Source organism: Pseudomonas sp. lyk4-TYG-107 (genome assembly GCF_030209055.1).
In the GTDB taxonomy this organism is placed as follows: Bacteria; Pseudomonadota; Gammaproteobacteria; order Pseudomonadales; family Pseudomonadaceae; genus Aquipseudomonas; species Aquipseudomonas putida_A.
In genome coordinates, this window is sequence record NZ_JARVST010000035.1 from 135,178 (window position 1) to 151,783 (window position 16,606).

At 62.3% G+C, this 16,606-nt stretch carries 16 protein-coding genes; 7 read left to right on the top strand and 9 right to left on the bottom strand.

Going from position 1 to position 16,606, the window contains the following annotated elements; all coding sequences use genetic code 11:
- Positions 1-127: 127 nt before the first annotated feature.
- From QRN61_RS26485 to QRN61_RS26500, 4 genes are all read right to left on the bottom strand, one after another.
- Positions 128-1,006 (bottom strand): DMT family transporter, encoded by an 879-nt coding sequence (locus QRN61_RS26485; RefSeq protein ID WP_027612857.1) that lies wholly within the window; start codon positions 1,004-1,006, stop codon positions 128-130.
- A gap of 64 nt (positions 1,007-1,070) precedes the next feature.
- Positions 1,071-1,886 carry a sugar phosphate isomerase/epimerase family protein gene (locus QRN61_RS26490; protein ID WP_285376234.1) on the bottom strand — a complete coding sequence of 272 codons (816 nt, stop codon included), beginning with the start codon at positions 1,884-1,886 and terminating at the stop codon, positions 1,071-1,073.
- A gap of 2 nt (positions 1,887-1,888) precedes the next feature.
- Positions 1,889-2,950, bottom strand: a complete 1,062-nt coding sequence (locus tag QRN61_RS26495; protein ID WP_285376235.1) for a Gfo/Idh/MocA family protein — start codon at positions 2,948-2,950, stop codon at positions 1,889-1,891.
- Positions 2,951-3,093: 143 nt separating this feature from the next.
- On the bottom strand, positions 3,094-3,870 hold the full coding sequence (locus QRN61_RS26500) for an IclR family transcriptional regulator (RefSeq protein WP_103484811.1): 777 nt from the start codon (positions 3,868-3,870) through the stop codon (positions 3,094-3,096).
- A gap of 175 nt (positions 3,871-4,045) precedes the next feature.
- Between QRN61_RS26500 and QRN61_RS26505 the strand changes: the two genes are divergently transcribed.
- The 4 genes from QRN61_RS26505 (at position 4,046) to QRN61_RS26520 (ending at position 8,636) form a co-directional block, all read left to right on the top strand.
- The gene (locus QRN61_RS26505) at positions 4,046-5,785 is read left to right on the top strand and encodes an FAD-dependent oxidoreductase (RefSeq protein ID WP_285376240.1); all 1,740 of its coding nucleotides are present in this window, start codon (positions 4,046-4,048) and stop codon (positions 5,783-5,785) included.
- A complete protein-coding gene (locus QRN61_RS26510; protein WP_285376243.1) occupies positions 5,769-6,602 on the top strand; it encodes an aldo/keto reductase in 834 nt (277 codons plus the stop codon). The genes QRN61_RS26505 and QRN61_RS26510 overlap by 17 nt, the downstream gene beginning before the upstream one ends.
- A 189-nt stretch (positions 6,603-6,791) precedes the next feature.
- Positions 6,792-7,682, top strand: coding sequence for a KPN_02809 family neutral zinc metallopeptidase (gene ypfJ, locus QRN61_RS26515; RefSeq protein WP_027612863.1), 891 nt, complete (start codon positions 6,792-6,794; stop codon positions 7,680-7,682).
- On the top strand, positions 7,683-8,636 hold the full coding sequence (locus QRN61_RS26520; protein ID WP_027612864.1) for an alpha/beta fold hydrolase: 954 nt from the start codon (positions 7,683-7,685) through the stop codon (positions 8,634-8,636).
- Positions 8,637-8,779: 143 nt separating this feature from the next.
- Here QRN61_RS26520 and QRN61_RS26525 read toward each other — a convergent pair whose 3' ends face one another.
- The 3 genes from QRN61_RS26525 to QRN61_RS26535 all read right to left on the bottom strand — a co-directional run bounded on the left by QRN61_RS26525 (position 8,780) and on the right by QRN61_RS26535 (position 10,914).
- On the bottom strand, positions 8,780-9,373 hold the full coding sequence (locus tag QRN61_RS26525; RefSeq protein WP_097089301.1) for an HAD family hydrolase: 594 nt from the start codon (positions 9,371-9,373) through the stop codon (positions 8,780-8,782).
- The gene (tesB, locus tag QRN61_RS26530; protein ID WP_003228466.1) at positions 9,370-10,239 is read right to left on the bottom strand and encodes an acyl-CoA thioesterase II; all 870 of its coding nucleotides are present in this window, start codon (positions 10,237-10,239) and stop codon (positions 9,370-9,372) included. The genes QRN61_RS26525 and tesB overlap by 4 nt, the downstream gene beginning before the upstream one ends.
- A gap of 105 nt (positions 10,240-10,344) precedes the next feature.
- On the bottom strand, positions 10,345-10,914 hold the full coding sequence (locus tag QRN61_RS26535; protein WP_027612866.1) for a GNAT family N-acetyltransferase: 570 nt from the start codon (positions 10,912-10,914) through the stop codon (positions 10,345-10,347).
- 82 nt (positions 10,915-10,996) lie between these two features.
- Between QRN61_RS26535 and QRN61_RS26540 the strand changes: the two genes are divergently transcribed.
- Both QRN61_RS26540 and QRN61_RS26545 read left to right on the top strand, forming a co-directional pair.
- Positions 10,997-11,917, top strand: a complete 921-nt coding sequence (locus QRN61_RS26540; protein ID WP_285376246.1) for a histone deacetylase family protein — start codon at positions 10,997-10,999, stop codon at positions 11,915-11,917.
- A gap of 293 nt (positions 11,918-12,210) precedes the next feature.
- Positions 12,211-13,452 (top strand): TIGR03862 family flavoprotein, encoded by a 1,242-nt coding sequence (locus QRN61_RS26545; protein WP_285376247.1) that lies wholly within the window; start codon positions 12,211-12,213, stop codon positions 13,450-13,452.
- Positions 13,453-13,569: 117 nt separating this feature from the next.
- Here QRN61_RS26545 and rhlE1 read toward each other — a convergent pair whose 3' ends face one another.
- Both rhlE1 and yedA read right to left on the bottom strand, forming a co-directional pair.
- Positions 13,570-14,910, bottom strand: a complete 1,341-nt coding sequence (gene rhlE1 / locus QRN61_RS26550; RefSeq protein ID WP_003228472.1) for an RNA helicase RhlE1 — start codon at positions 14,908-14,910, stop codon at positions 13,570-13,572.
- Positions 14,911-14,975: 65 nt separating this feature from the next.
- The gene (gene yedA, locus QRN61_RS26555; RefSeq protein ID WP_103367261.1) at positions 14,976-15,917 is read right to left on the bottom strand and encodes a drug/metabolite exporter YedA; all 942 of its coding nucleotides are present in this window, start codon (positions 15,915-15,917) and stop codon (positions 14,976-14,978) included.
- Positions 15,918-16,080: 163 nt separating this feature from the next.
- Here yedA and QRN61_RS26560 point away from each other — a divergent pair, with 163 nt between their 5' ends.
- Positions 16,081-16,533, top strand: coding sequence for an Lrp/AsnC family transcriptional regulator (locus tag QRN61_RS26560; protein ID WP_027612871.1), 453 nt, complete (start codon positions 16,081-16,083; stop codon positions 16,531-16,533).
- The last annotated feature ends 73 nt before the right edge of the window (positions 16,534-16,606 follow it).

Consider the following 16,606-nt stretch of genomic DNA (forward strand, 5'->3'; position numbering starts at 1 on the left):
CTGCCTGCACCCCCTCCCCCCTGTGGGAGCGGGCTCGCTCGCGAAAGCGTCCAGTCAGTCACTGAAGCTGTCGACTGAAACACCGCCTTCGCGAGCAAGCCCGCTCCCACAGGGGCGTGTCTCTATTTCACTTACGGCTCTGTTGCCATGCCGCCGCCAAGCCGCTGCAACAGATCACCGCAATGCCGATCACTGTCAACAGACTCGGCGTGTGATTGAACACCACCCACCCCAACAGCCCGGCAAACACGATCTGGCAGTAGCCGAATGGCGCCAGCAACGCTGGTGCTGCGTGGCGGAACGCCTGGGTCAGAAACAGGTGCGCGGTCATCCCGCAACTGCCCAGCGCCAGCATCAACACGGCGTGCGACAAGGTCGGCACCTGCCAGAAGAACGGCACCAGCGCACTCATCACCAGCGTGTTGCACAGACCAGCGAAGAAGTTGCTGGTGGTCGGGCTGTCGACCTCACTGAGCTTGCGCGTCAGCAGTTGATAGAAGCAGAAAAACAACGCCGAGCAGAATGGCAGCAGCACCGCCGGGGTGAACAACTCGCCTCCCGGATGGACGATGATCAGCACCCCGATAAAACCGCAGATCACCGCGATCCACTGCCCGCGCGTCACCCGTTCCTTGAGCAACGGCACTGACAGCGCCGTCACCAGCACCGGCGCGAGAAAGTTGACCGCGGTGGCCTCGGCCAGCGGGATGTACAGCAGCGCCGTGGTGAAAAACAGACTGGTGCCGAGCAGGCACAGCGCCCGCGCCAACTGCCATAAAGGTCGTTTGGTGCGCAGTACACGCAACCCCGACTGCGGCAGGAAAATCCCCGCCATCAGCAAGGTGTGCACCAGATACCGCGCCCATACCACCATGATGATCGGGTAGAAACCCGAGAGGTATTTCGACAGCGCATCGTGGCTGGAGAACAGGAAAGTCGCCACGACAATCAGCAAGATCCCCTTGAAGGGTTGATTGACACCTGAGAGCGGGGTGCTGACGGTCATTGGATATCTCTGAAGGAAAAATAAACAGTGACGGGGACGCTGGCGCCCCGCCACAAAAACTGACTTACAACTGCGCCAACAATTCCCGCGTCCTGTCGAGCGCCATCTGCGCTCGTTGCAATCCGCTGACGCCCTGCTCCAGCAGTTTTACCGTGGGGATCTCCAGGCTCAGTGGAATATTAGCTGGCAGACTGCGCAACAAACCGTGCAAATCACAATCGCCCTCGCCGGGAAACCGCCGCTCATTGCGCGCCTGACGCAAGATCTCGGCCATGTCCGCCGGTCTCGGTCCCGCCACATCACACAATTGCGCATAACGCAGGCGCGCAGGTGCGACGTGGGCCAGATCCTCCAGCCGTGAACCGGAGCGATCGAAATGAAAGGCATCGACCAGCACCGCGGCGTTTTCCCGGTCGGCATTGGCAACGATGCGCAACGCCTGTTCGAGGTTGCGCGCATCGGTCCAGGGCATGAACTCCAGATGCGGATGCAAACCGTAAGGCGCCGCCAGATCACACAGCGCGGCAAAGTTGTCGGTGAGCCGTTGTTCGTCAGGATCATTGCCGGCGACCAGTAATTCACTGGCGCCGAACTTCGCGCCGACGGCCAGCAGCTTGTCGAAATCGGCGACGACGGTTTGCGGTTTCAGACGCAGGATTTCCACATCGAGCACAGCGATGCCAGTGTCGCGCAAACGCCTCAACGTCTGACGCCGCAGATCACCATCGGCCACCAGCGGAAAGTGATATTCCTCCGCTGTCGCCGGTTCCAGGCGCAGGCCGACATGGCTGTAACCGGCACGCGCCGCGACCTCGACCATTTGCGGTGGCGATAATTCGAGTACGGTGAGACTGGCCAGAGACAGGATTCGTTCGTTCATGCTCACGCCTCGACCGCTGCCGGGGAACAGGCACGGCCACTGGCCGCCGCCTCGCGAATCGCCTCGACCAGCGCCAGGGTTCGCGCGGCATCGGCGGCACTGACCAAGGGTTCGACTTCACGCCGCGCGACCTGCACAAAATGTTGCAGCTGCAAACGCAACGCGTCCCCGCCCTCACACGGCTCTTGCTGCGCAATCAACGGTTCGTGCCAACCGGCATCGACTTGATCGGCAGCGTAATGCCAGCACTTGAGTTGCGGAATGCTCAGCGCCCCGGCGGTTCCCGCCAGCAGATAACACGGCTGATCGACCTGACGCGGATAGACCGGGTTCTCTCCGGAGTTCAGCTCCCAACTCCACGGCGCGGCGACCGCATCGGAACCGGTCAGCGTGCCCAGTGCACCGTCGATAAATTGCAGTAACACCGCGACGCTGTCTTCGTTGGCAAAACCCCGCACCGCGTTGTCGGTGACGGCCTGCACCGCCTGCACTTCACCGCACAGGTGACGCAGCAGATCGAGGTCGTGAATCAGGTTGGTCAGCAACAGGCCCGCCCCCGGTTCACGGCGCCACGGGACCTCGAAATATCGGTCGGGTTTGCGTAACTGGAACAGTGCAGTAACCGTGGTCAGCCGCCCGAGCGCGCCGCTGAGCAACAATTGGTGGGCACGCACGATCAACGGATTGTGCCGCCGATGGTGGCCGACCAGCACCGGCACGCCACTGCGTTTGACTGCCGCCACCAGTTCGCGTGCCTCATCCAGATGCACGCCCACCGGTTTCTCCAGCAGCACCGCAACTCCGGCGGCGAGGCAATCCAGCGCCGTGCTGACGTGCTGATTATTCGGATTGGCCACGATCACCGCATCGGGCCGCACCTGCTCCAGCATCTGCCGGTGATCGGCGAAATACGCCACGCCCCACTGCGCCGCCAGCGCTGGAGCCTGCGGGCCGGGATCGGCCACTGCGCACAACCGGGCTTCTTCGAGGGTTTGCAAATGCTGGTAATGCTGCTGGCCCATGTTGCCAGCGCCGATCAGGGCGATACGAAGGGGCGGAGTCAAGGCGCGATCCTTTTGTGATTGTTGTTGGAAATGTCACTCCAGCAACAATTTAGAACCGCGTTCCACAATCCAACACCCGGTGACGGGAAAACCGTGCGAACACCGCACAACTTTGTACTTGACGCTGAATCTACAGGCGCGGGTCAGATGAACAATTCGGAAGCCAGGCTCGCCGCCGACAATTCCTCGGTGAACTTCACCAGCAACGGCGCCAATTCGTGCAGTCGCGCGCCGGGCATCCGTGCGCTCGGCCCGGCAATGCTCAGTACGCCGATCACTCGCCCGTCAACCGGATGCTTGACCACCGCGGCAATCGCCGAGGTGCCCACCGCCGAACTTTCCTCGACACAGGCATAACCCTGTTCCCGCGCCAGGCGCAGGCGCTCCAGCAGTTCGATATTGGAGCGCGGCGCATTCGGCCCGACGCCCACCGGTACTTCCGCGCCCTGGCGCTCGACCAGCGACAAGGCCTCGGCATCGCTCATGCAGGCCAGCCACGCGTGCCCGGAAGCGGTGTAGAACAGCGGTGCATCGCGGCCCATGTCCGGGTCATAACGCAAGCCCGTGCGTGCGCCCTGCGCCTTGGCGATCCAAGTCTGGCGCTCGCCATCGATCACCCCCAGACGCACCAGTTCACCGGTTTCCTGCGCCAGTCGATCCAGCACCGGCTGCACGATGTCAGCACCGCTGCTCGACAGGTACTGAAACCCCATCGCCACCAGTTTGGTCGACAGGTGATAGCGCAGAGTGTCGGCATTCTGTCGCACGTAGCCCAGCCGAATCAGCTCCGCGAGCATCCGGTGCGTGGCACTTTTCGGGATGTCCAGTTGCTCGGCCAAGGTCTGCATCGGCAGCCCGCGCGGCTCACTGGTGAGGCTTTCCAGCACGCTGAAAACCCGTTCGATCTGACTGCCGGCCATGGGAAGGTCCAAGTGAAATTTTGCCGATTCTAGAAGACATCCGAGACAAAGCGAAATCCGGAACTGGCCGTGCGATAACCGCCCACTTTACTGAAACATGCCTTGTTGCAGCTGAACTTCATTGGTTAATTTCTGGAATCCAATTCCAATAAACCCAGTTGCGGAGCTTTGCCTGATGCCTGCCGAACTTCCCGAAATCGACTGCGACGTTCTGGTCGTCGGCTCCGGTGCCGCCGGTTTATCCACAGCGGTGACTGCCGCATGGCACGGTCTGAAGGTCATCGTGGTTGAAAAAGATCCGGTGTTCGGCGGTGCCACCGCGTGGTCCGGCGGCTGGGCATGGGTGCCGTGCAATCCGCTGGCCCGACGCGCCGGCATCGTCGAAGACGTCGAGCGACCGCGCACTTACCTGCGCCACGAACTCGGTGAGCATTACGACCCGGCAATGGTCGACGCATTCCTCACTGCCGGGCCACACATGGTCGCGTTTTTCGAACAGCACACTGCTCTGCAATTTGCCGACGGCAACGCTATTGCCGACATTCATGGCGATACGCCCGGCGCGGGCACGGGCGGTCGCTCGGTCATCGCGGCGCCTTACGACGGACGAACAGTCGGACGCCTGCTCAGGCGCCTGCGTACAACAATGCGCGAAACGTCCTTCATGGGCATGCCGATCATGGCCGGCGCCGACCTTTCGGCGTTCCTCAATCTCACCCGTTCGCTGAAAGCCGCGTGGCATGTAACCCGTCGTTTTACCCGACACTTGCTCGATCTGGCGGTACACGGCCGGGCCATGCAATTGGTCAACGGGGTGGCGTTGGTCGCAAGGCTGGCGAAGTCCGCCGAGGACCTTGGCGCTTTGTTATGGGAGTCGGCACCCGTGACCGAGCTGCTGCGCGATGAAGCAGGGGTTTGCGGCGTGCTGGTCAACAGCGCCAAAGGCCCGATCCGCATTCGTGCACGCAAAGCCGTGGTGCTGGCCGCTGGCGGATTCGCCAACGACGTCGAACGGCGCAAGGCGTTGTTTCCGCGCACGCCCACGGGTCATGAACACTGGGCACTGCCACCGCTGGCGGTGAACGGCGACGGTCTGCGCCTGGGCGAAAGCGTCGGCGCCACGGTCAACACCGACCTGGCGTCACCCGTGGCCTGGGCGCCGGTCTCGCAAGTGCCGCATGCCGACGGCAGCATCGGCCATTTCCCACACATCATCGAACGCGGCAAACCGGGAATCATCGGCGTACTGCGCAACGGCCAGCGCTTCGTCAACGAGGCCAACGGTTACTACGACTACGTCAGCGCCATGGTTGCCGCCACCCCGGAAGGCGAGGAAGTCGCCTCGTGGCTGATCTGCAGCCGCGCCTTTCAACGGCGTTATGGCCTGGGCATGTCGCGGCCATTTCCCGTTCCGGTGTCAGGATTTATCCGCAGCGGCTATCTGAAAACCGGCAACACCCTTGAAGAATTGGCCAGCGCCTGCGGCATCGACCCCAGCGGATTGCGCCAGACGGTGGAGGACTACAACCGCCATGCACGCCACGGCGAGGACCCGTCGTTCGGTCGCGGCGCAACGCCCTATAACCGCAAGCAGGGCGATCCGGCGAACCTTCCCAACCCTTGCGTTGCCCCAATAGAGGCCGGCCCTTTTTATGCCGTGAAAGTGCAACCGGGCTGCTTCGGCACCTTTGCCGGGCTCAAGGTCAACCCGCAGGCGCAAGTGCTCGATGCCCATGCCCACCCCATCGCCGGGCTCTACGCCGCCGGTGGCGACATGGCCAGCATCATGGGCGGGCACTATCCGGCAGGCGGGATCAACCTCGGCCCGGCGCTGACTTTCGGCTACATCGCCGCTCGGCATATCGCCGGCATCACTGCTTTCGAACAGGAGATCGACCATGCAGCACATCGTTAACGCCCAGGGTTTGAACATGCCGAAACTCGGCCTCGGCACCTGGCCGATGCTCGGCGACGAATGCACCCGTGCCGTCGAGCAGGCCCTGGAACTCGGCTACCGGCACATCGACACGGCAGCGGCCTACAACAACGAAGACGCGGTCGGACAAGCATTGGCGAATACACCGACACCCCGCGAGCAGACTCATGTCACCACCAAGGTCTGGTGGGACCAGTTGCAACCCGACGCCATGCGCCACTCGATGGAACGAAGCCTCAAGTCTTTGCGCAGCGAGTACGTCGACCTGTTCATGATCCACTGGCCGAGCACTGACTGGGACTTGCCGCGCACGCTTGAAACCCTCGCATCCTTCAAGGAGCAAGGTCTGGCTCGCAACATCGGCGTGGCGAATTTTCCGCTGCGGCTGCTGCGCACAGTCGTCGAGGAATACGGCATCCCTCTGTCAGCGATCCAGGTCGAGTACCACGTCCTGCTCGGACAGAACGCCCTGCTCGACTACGCGCGCCAACACGATCTGGCACTGACGGCCTACACGCCATTGGCGCGTAACAAGGTCTCGGAGATTCCACAGATTCAGCAGATTGCCGAAAAACACGGCGTGCTGCCGACTCAGGTGGCGTTGAAGTGGCTGCTGGATCAGCCCAACGTCGCGGCGATTCCCAAAGCCAGCAGCCGCGCCAATCAACTGGCGAACCTGGCTTCGCTGCAGGTTGAACTGGACGCTGAAGACCGCGCACTGATCGCCGCGCTGCCGAAGAATCAGCGTCAGGTCAGCCCGGATTTCGCCCCGGTGTGGGATGCCTTCGATCGCTGACGCACAGCGCGCCGAGAGAAATCCGCCGACGGATTGAATTAGTCGCGCACACGCTCGTCAATAACAGGTCCGCCCTCGTCACCCGAGGCCGGGCCTGTTTGCGTGTACGCCAATAGACGGACGACCGGACTGGCGCCACACTCCCACACCAGCAACACTCATCACCACGAACAGAAAGAGGATTCCCACATGCTATGGAAAAAAGGCCGACGCAGTGACAACGTCGTCGATGCCCGTGGCGATGATAGCGGCGGCGGTGGTGGCATGCGGTTCGGTGGCGGCAAAGGCCTGAGCCTGGGGGCGATCCTGCTGATCGTCGGCATCGGCTGGATCACCGGACAGGATCCGTTGCAGATCCTCGGCCAGCTCACTGGGCAAATGACCGAGCAATCGGCACCGGCCAGTACGCAGACGCGTCAGGCGCCACCGGCCAACGACCAGCAGGCCGAATTCGTGCGTTCGATCCTCGGCGATACCGAAGACACCTGGGGCGCCATCTTCCAGCAAGCTGGTCGCCAATATAAGGACCCGACCCTGGTGCTGTTCAGCAACCGGGTGAATTCCGCCTGCGGTCTGGCGACTTCGGCGACCGGCCCGTTCTATTGCCCGGCAGATCAGAAAGTCTATCTGGACATGGCCTTCTTTCAGGAAATGGCCCAGCGCTTCAAGGCCGCCGGCGACTTCGCCCAGGCCTACGTGATCGCGCACGAAGTCGGCCACCATGTGCAGACGCTGCTCGGCGTCTCGGCAAAAATTCAGACGGCCCGTCAGCAGGGCCGGCAGATGCAGGGCGACGGCGGTTTGCTGGTGCGTCAGGAATTGCAGGCCGACTGCCTGGCCGGCGTCTGGGCCTACCATGCGCAGAAGCGCCTGAACTGGCTGGAACCGGGTGACGTCGAAGAGGCCTTGAATGCGGCCAACGCCATCGGTGATGATCGCCTGCAACAACAGGGTCAGGGCCGTGTGGTACCGGACTCGTTTACCCATGGCACGTCGGCGCAAAGGGTGCGCTGGTTCAAAACCGGTTTCGCCCAGGGCCAGGTCGGCCAGTGCGATACCTTCGCGGCGAAAAACCTGTAAATGCGCAAATGGCTTCTGGCTTTACTGATCATCGGCGGCAACGCGCACGCGGCAGGCGTCGATGCCATCAGCCCCGGGCGCCTGCAATTCGAGGCCGGCGAAATGGCCGTTGGCATCAGCCCCGCACCTGAGAAAATCGAACGGGTGCTGATCGTCATTCACGGTCGTCTGCGCAATGCCGAGACCTATCGCAAGAGTGCCGAGCACGCCACCGAACTGGCCGGGCAAACGGCGCACACGCTGGTGATCGCGCCGCAGTTTCTCAACGAAAGCGACGTCGCGCTGTACTCCCTGCCCAATACATTGCTGCGCTGGAAAGGCAACGAGTGGATGGGCGGCGGGTTATCCACAGGGCCGAAGCCGCTGAGTTCCTACGCCGCACTCGACGCCATCGTCGCCCGGGTCAGCGACCGCAAGCAGTTTCCGGACGTGAAGCAGATCGTGATTTTCGGCCATTCCGGTGGCGGTCAAGTGGTGCAGCGTTATGCCTTGCTGGCCAAGGATCAACCGGCGCTGAAGGCCAATGGCATTCGCCTGCGCTATGTGGTGGCCAATCCGTCGTCGTACGCGTATTTCAACGAACAGCGGCCGGTAGCGTTCGATCACGCACAGTGCCCGGGTTTCAATCGCTGGAAGTACGGGTTGACCGACATGCCGGTGTACGCCGGTGGGCAAACACCGTTGCAGCTTGAGAGCAGCTACATCAAACGCGAAGTGATTTACCTGCTGGGGCAGCAGGACATAGACCCGCAACATCCGGCGCTGGACAAGAGTTGCGCCGCCGAGGCACAAGGCGCGTATCGGCTGGAACGCGGCAAGCTGTTTTTCGGCTACCTGCTGCGCCGGCATCCGGAAGGGGTCAATCAGCGACTGGTTGAAGTGCCCGGGGTCGGGCATAACGGCGATGGGATGTTGACGTCGCCGGAGGGGCTGAAAGCGCTGTTTGAGCAGTAAGTTGTGCGGTGGATGATCTGGCCTCTTCGCGAGCAGGCTCGCTCCCACATTGGATTGATGCATTACACAAAATCTCTGTGCACCGAAGATCTAATGTGGGAGCGAGCCTGCTCGCGAAGGCTTCCCTTCTGACAACATACATCTCAGACCGAAAGCATCCGCCGCAACTCGACACAATCCTGCGCATGCCAATCCGTCAGTTCCGGCCACGGGTTGTCCGGCAGATTCACCAGCACCGTCCGTGCCCCGGCCGCCCGACCGCAATCCAGATCAAAGCGGTAATCCCCGACCATCACCATTTCGCTGGCCGGCACGCTCCAGGCTTCGGCCAGTTTCAGCAACCCGCCGGGATGCGGCTTCGGTGGCGCTTCATCGCGGCCCAACACATCTTCCACGGCGAAGCAGTCGGCCAGACCGATGGCGTCAAGCGTCACATGCGCGAGCTCCCGTGCATTGCGCGTCAGGATACCGAGCCGATAGCCGCGCCCGTGCAGGTCACGCACCAGCTCCACCGCACCGGCAGCCGGTTTCGACCCCAACGCCAGATCGCGCTCATGCTCCAGCAACCAGGCATGCTTCGCCGCGGCCTCCTCGGCCGGCAGCGCCGCGAGGTGCGTGAGAATGTCGTCCTCGGGCGGAATCGCCAGCGCCACGCGGATCGCCGCAAAGTCATGCACGGCGATGGTCAGGGTGCCGTCCATGTCGAACACCCAGTGCTTCACATCGCTCAGGCTCATGCCCAGTCCTTGCGGTGACGAATCAGGCCTTCCTGGGTCACCGATGCCACCAGTTGCCCGGCGCGGTTGTACACGCTGCCACGGGAGAATCCCCGGGAATTGCCGGCCCACGGGCTGTCCATCGCGTAGAGCAACCAGTCATCGGCGCGCAGATCGTTGTGGAACCACAATGCATGATCGAGGCTGGCGACCTGCATGTCTTTCTGCCAGACCGACTTGCCGTGCGGCAGCATCGAGGTGGTCAACAGACCGAAGTCCGAGGCGTAGGCCAGCAGGTACTTGTGCAGCGCCGGAATATCCGCCAGCGCACCGTCGGCACGGAACCACACATACTTCACCGGATCGGCCGGCTGCGGGTTGTACGGATCCTTTTCGGTGACCGGGCGCACTTCGATCGGTTTCGGGCACAGCAGTTTTTCGCGCATGTGTTCGGGGATCAGGTGCGCGCGTTGCTGGGTCAGTTCCAGCTCCGACGGCAGGTTTTCCGGGCCGACCACCACCGGCATCTGGCTCTGATGCTCGAAGCCAGCCTCGTCGTACTGGAACGACGCGCTGCAGGTGAAGATCGGGTGGCCCTTCTGGATCGCAGTGACCCGTCGGGTGCTGAAGCTGCCGCCGTCACGCACGCGATCCACCGAATACACCACCGGCAACTTGGCATCGCCCGGACGCAGGAAATAACCGTGCATCGAATGCACATGGCGCGCCTCTTCAACCGTCTGACTGGCCGCCGACAGCGACTGACCGAGTACCTGACCACCGAACAACTGACGGAAACCCAAGTCCTGGCTGCGGCCACGGAACAGGTTTTCCTCGATTGGCTCCAGGGTCAGCAGGTCGACCAGATCTTCCAACACTTGGCTCATTCAGACTCTCCTCACACAACGCTATGCCGCGCAGTCTTGGCTGCGGCGGCCCATTCAGGTTCTGGCGCGAGCCACTGTCGCGCCATTGTAAACGTCCGTGTCGGCTTAGCCATGCAGGGTTTGCAGCCATTGCTCCCTGGTAATTCGGTACAACAGATGCCGCCGCAACGGGTGATCGACGGCAAGTTTGGGGTGATCGAAATCATCGGCCGGATCGTGCTGCATGCCAATCGCCTGCATGACTTTCTCCGACGGCAGATTGCTCTGGGCGGTGAAAGACACGATTTCCTTCAGTCCCAGCCGATCAAAACCTGCGCGCAATGCCGTCCACGCCGCCTCACTGGCATAGCCCAGCCCCCAATGCTCGCGGGCCAGACGCCAGCCGATTTCCACCGCCGGGGTGAACGGCGCATCGAAACCGACCACACCCAGGCCAGTGAAACCGATGAACTCACCGCTGTCCTTGCGCTCCAGTGCCCACAGACCGAAACCGTGCTCGGCAAAATGCCCGCGCACCCGGCCGATCATCGACGCACTTTCGAGACGGCTGAGCGGGGCCGGAAAGTAGCGCATCACCTGAGGATCGGCGCACATCGCCGCAAATTCCGGCAAATCCTCGTCGCGCCACTGACGCATCAGCAGGCGTGCGCTTTCGAGTTGCTGAATCGGCTCCATCATGCCCCTCCATTTCCATGCCGCAAGTCTACATCGCTGGTAGGATCGTTCACTCTTTCCATCGTTCCTACATGAAGTTGCCATGCCCCTGCCGCTGATCTACCACGAAGACTACAGCCCCGAGTTTCCGGCGGATCACCGCTTTCCGATGGACAAATTCCGCTTGCTGCGCGACCACCTGGTCGACAGCGGCCTGACCCGCGACGCCGACCTGCTGCGTCCCGAGATCTGCCCCAACGACATCCTCGCCCTGGCGCATGACCGCCGCTATATCGAACGCTACATGAGCGGCGAGTTGTCTCGCGAAGACCAGCGGCGCCTTGGCCTGCCGTGGAACGAAGCCTTGGCGCGGCGCACGGTGCGGGCGGTCGGCGGCTCGATTCTGGCGGCAGAAAAAGCCTTGGAGCATGGTCTGGCCTGTCACCTCGCCGGCGGCACCCATCACGCCCACTACGACTACCCGGCCGGGTTCTGCATCTTCAACGACCTGGCGATCATCAGCCATTACCTGCTGCAAAGCGGTCGGGTGAACCGGGTGCTGATCTTCGATTGCGACGTGCATCAGGGCGATGGCACCGCGCGGATCCTCCACGACACCCCGGAAGCAGTTACCGTTTCCCTGCACTGCGAAAAGAATTTTCCTGCACGCAAGGCCGAAAGCGACTGGGACATCCCACTGCCCAAAGGCATGGGCGATGCCGACTATCTGCAGGTGGTGGATGACACCCTCAACTACCTGCTGCCGCTGTATCAACCGGACCTGGTGCTGTACGACGCCGGGGTCGATGTGCACAAGGACGACGCCCTCGGTTATCTGCATCTGACAGACGAAGGCGTTGCCGCCCGCGATGAAAGCGTGATGCGCCATTGCCTGGGCCGCGACATCCCGGTAGTCGGCGTGATCGGCGGCGGCTACAGCAAGGATCGCCACGCCCTCGCCCGCCGCCACGGCATCCTGCATCACAGCGCGCAACGGGTCTGGACGTCACACGGATGTCACTAAGCTGTGTTGCGTTACCCACAATCGCTGTGGAACGGCCTGTGGATAACCTGAGCGAAAGGGACTACAGACCACAGCGAACATGGTGTACAGCGCGATGGTTGTTTTTTGACCAGTCATCTAATCCACATGATCTCCCTGTAGGAGCGAGCCTGCTCGCGAAGACTTCGGCACATTCGACTTAGAAGGTGACTGACCCACCGCTTTCGCGAGCAGGCTCGCTCCCACAGGGATCTCCCATATTGGTCTGCGCTGTTAGAATGCGCGCCTTATCCCGCCATACCGCAGCGCACGCCATGACCCAGAACTCCGCCCCCCACCCCGCTCACGTCGCCATCATCGGCGGTGGCCCCGCCGGCCTGATGGCCGCCGAAGTGCTGAGCCAGGCCGGCGTGCGCGTCGATCTGTACGACGGCATGCCCTCGGTGGGGCGCAAGTTCCTGCTGGCCGGGGTTGGCGGCATGAACATCACCCACTCCGAGCCTTACCCGGCGTTTCTCGCACGCTACGCCGAACGCGCGCCGCAGATCGCGCCACTGCTGCGCGGCTTCGACGCCGACGCGTTGCGCCGCTGGATTCATGATCTGGGGATCGAGACCTTTATCGGCAGCTCCGGCCGGGTGTTCCCCACCGACATGAAAGCCGCTCCCCTGCTGCGCGCCTGGCTCAAGCGCCTGCGCGACAGCGGCGTAGTTATCCACACCCGCCATCGCTGGCTCGGCTGGGATGAACACGGTGCACTGCGCATCACCAGCCCCGACGGCGAAATCACCGTCAAACCCGACGCCACCCTGCTCGCCCTCGGCGGCGGCAGTTGGTCGCGCCTGGGTTCGGATGGCGCGTGGATGCTGCCCCTGGAGCAAAAAGGCGTAGGACTGGCGCCGTTGCAGCCGAGCAATTGCGGATTCGAGGTGCAGGCCTGGAGCGAATTGCTTGTCAGCAAATTCGCCGGCGCACCGCTGAAAAATGTCGCCATCGGTTTGAACGACGATATCCCGCGCTTGGGCGAATGCGTGATTACCGCGACCGGGGTTGAAGGCAGCCTGATCTATGCGCTGTCGGCACCGATTCGCGAGGCGATCAATACGCAGGGTTCAGCCACGGTGCACATCGATCTGTTGCCCGGCCGACCTGTGGATAAATTGCAGGCAGCGTTGAGCAAGCCACGCGGTTCACGCTCGATGGCCAAGCATCTGCACAGTCAGGTCGGAATTGATGGGGTGAAAGCGGCGTTGTTGCGTGAATTGACTGACGCGGCAACCTTCGCTGATCCGGCGTTGTTGGCGCGGGCGATCAAGGCGTTGCCGCTGACCTTGGTGAAAACCCGTCCGCTGGACGAAGCCATCAGCAGTGCCGGTGGCGTGACGTTCGAAGCGCTGGATCAGCGTTTGATGCTCAAGGCGTTGCCGGGCGTATTTTGCGCGGGGGAAATGCTGGATTGGGAAGCGCCGACAGGCGGCTATCTGCTGACCGGGTGCTTTGCCAGTGGCCGGGCGGTGGGATTGGGAATGTTGGAGTGGTTGCAGAGTAAGGGCTGAAGACCGAGGTGCGTCCTTCGCGAGCAGGCTCGCTCCCACACTGATCTCCAGTAACAAGGAGATCCCTTGTGGGAGCGAGCCTGCTCGCGAAGGCGTCCTTATAGACGCCCCATCAGATCAAGGCTTGCGCTTACGCGGCCCGGTATTGAACACCGGCACTTTACGCACAGGCTTGATCGACGGCTCCGGTGCCTGGGTCTCGCCACTGTCGACCCACTTGCCCAGATTGCGTTTGCCGCCACCGCCGCCGGACGTCTTCGGCTTTTTCGGTTTCTTCGGCTTCTTGATCACCTGACCGCTGGCATCGGTATCCGGCACGCGGTGCTCGGGTTCGAAGTCCGGCTCGTTCTGGCGCTTCAGGGTCTGGCGGGTGAGCATCTCGATTGCCGAGAGCATGTTTACTTCATCCGCGCACACCAGCGAGATCGCCTCGCCCGTCGCGCCCGCACGGCCGGTACGACCGATGCGGTGGATGTAATCCTCGGCGACGATCGGCAGGTCGAAGTTGACCACCAGCGGCAAATCTTCGATATCCAGACCACGGGCAGCGACGTCGGTCGCCACCAGAATCTGCACTTCGCTGAGCTTGAAACGATCCAGCGCACGCTGGCGGGTCGCCTGCGGTTTGTCGCCATGGATGCCGTCAGCGTTGATGCCCAGGCCCTGGAGTTTTTCCACCAGCGCATCCACGCCGTTGCGGGTCTTGGCGAACACCAGCACCTGCTTCCACTTGTTCTTGCGCATCAGGTGCACGAACAGTTCCGGCTTGCGCTTTTTATCCACCGTCACCACCCACTGCTTGACGGTGTTGGCCGCGACGTTGCGCGGGCTGACTTCGATGCTCAGCGGATCGTTGAGCATCTGCCCGGCGAGCAGGCGAATGTCATCGGAGAAGGTCGCGGAGAACAGCAGCGTCTGGCGCTTCTTCGGCAACATGCGGTAAATGTTCGCCAGTTCTTCGGAGAAGCCCAGGTCGAGCATGCGGTCGGCTTCGTCGAGCACCAGAGTTTGCAACTGATCGAGTTTCAACGCGTTCTGGCGGAACAGGTCGATCAGGCGACCAGGCGTGGCGACCAGCACATCAACGCCGCCGCGCAGCTTCATCATCTGCGGGTTGATGCTGACGCCGCCGTACACCGCATACGTGCGCAATGGCAGGTTTTCAGCGTATTGGCGCACCGACTCATGAACCTGTTCCGCCAACTCGCGGGTCGGCACCAGAATCAGTGCACGCGCCGAATTGGCGGCCACTTTCGGTCCTTCCATGGCCAGCAACTGCAGCAGCGGCAAGGCGAAACCGGCGGTCTTGCCGGTGCCGGTCTGGGCCGCAGCCATCAGGTCGCGACCGGCCAGCACGGCCGGAATGGCTTGCGCCTGGACCGGCGTTGGAGTCTGGTAGCCGAGCTTCTCGAGGGAGCGCAGCAAGGGTTCGATCAGGCCAAGGGTGGCGAAAGTCATGGGAGTACCGTAGGAAAAATCAGCGCGGTTGCGCAAAACAAGGGTGCAATGGCGCGCAGTTTACCCTAATTCACACGCTGTTCTGCTGGAACGGCGGTCTTCGGCGTCTCCACGACGAGCGGCTGCGCCGGCCGCCGCCACTGCGGCAGACCGATCAGCACCACGGCACTGATGATCACCAGCATCGCCAGCGCTTCTTCCATGCCGATGGTCTCGCCGACAAACACGATCCCCAGCAACACCGCCACCGCCGGGTTGACGTAGGCATAACTGGTGGCCGCCGCCGGACGCACGTGTTTGAGCAGGTACATGTAGGAATTGAAGGCGATGATCGACCCGAAGAAGATCAGATAACCCAAGGCCAGCCAGCCTTCCATCGGCGGCAAGGCTTGCAGATGTTCGCCGCTCACTGCGCTGCCGATCAACAGCACCACGCCACCCACCAGCATCTCCACGGCACTGGCCATTGCCCCTTGCGGCAGCGGCAGGTGTTTGCTCCACACCGAGCCGAACGCCCAGGTCGCCGCCGCAAAAATCAGCAGCGCCGCGCCCAGCGGGCTCGATTGCAGGTTGGAACCCATGTTGAGCATGGCGATGCCGACAATTCCCAACGCCACCCCGGCCCATTCGAGGCGCGTATTGCGCGCGCCCCAGAAATACCCGAAGAGCAAGGTGAACAGCGGCACCGTCGCCACCGCCAGTGCCGCCACGCCGGAAGCCACGCCAGTATGCTCGGCGACACTGACCGCGCCATTACCGAAACTGAGCAGCAGAATCCCGATGATCCCCGCCGCTTTCCATTGCGCCCAGGTCGGCGCCGGTGCCCCGCGCCAGCGCAGGAAGGCGTACATCAGGCTGCCGGCAATCACGAAGCGCACCCCGCCGAGCATCAGTGGCGGCCAGTATTCGACGCCGAGGCGGATCACCAGATAGGTTGATCCCCAAATCACGTACAGCGCGAAAAACGCGGCGATCAACGGCAAGGAAAAACGGCGCAAGGCAGGCATGGGCAGCTCGACAGTCAGAGGCAGGGTGTGAATTATTCTAGAAAGGCCCGCGAGCAAAAATAAGCTACAAAACCTGTTTATCGCGCCGGTACACTTTTGAAACAACGGAGATCGACGGGATAAACCGCGATTTCGAAAGTCTGGCAATTTCAGGAGTCCGGCCTTGGACAAATACGACCGCATGCTGCTCAGCGCCCTGTTGGAAAACGGTCGCGCGTCCTATGCCGATCTGGCGCGCAAAGTGAACCTGTCCGCCCCGGCAGTGGCCGAGCGCGTGGCCAAGCTTGAAGCCGCCGGAGTGATCACCGGGTATCAGGCGAACATCGACCTGTCGAAAATCGGTTTGCCGATCCAGTGCATGATCGAATTGCGCCTGCACCAGAACGGCAGCCAGAAGGTCTACGACGAACTGGTGAAAATCCCGCAGCTGACCGAGTGCTTTCGGGTGACGGGCGATCCGTGCGTGATGATGAAGGGTGCAGTGGCGTCGATGACGGAGCTGGAAGAATTGATCAATCGCGTGGCGAAGTTCGGCTTCAGCAAGACCTCGATTGTGCTGTCGAGCGCGATCGAGAAGCGCGTGCCGCTCAGCCACATCGAAGGCAACGGTAAGTAATCAGGAACTCAGAAGATCCAAATGTGGGAGCAACTGTCTTACTGCCACCGTTCGTCACCGCCACTCTGTGCCG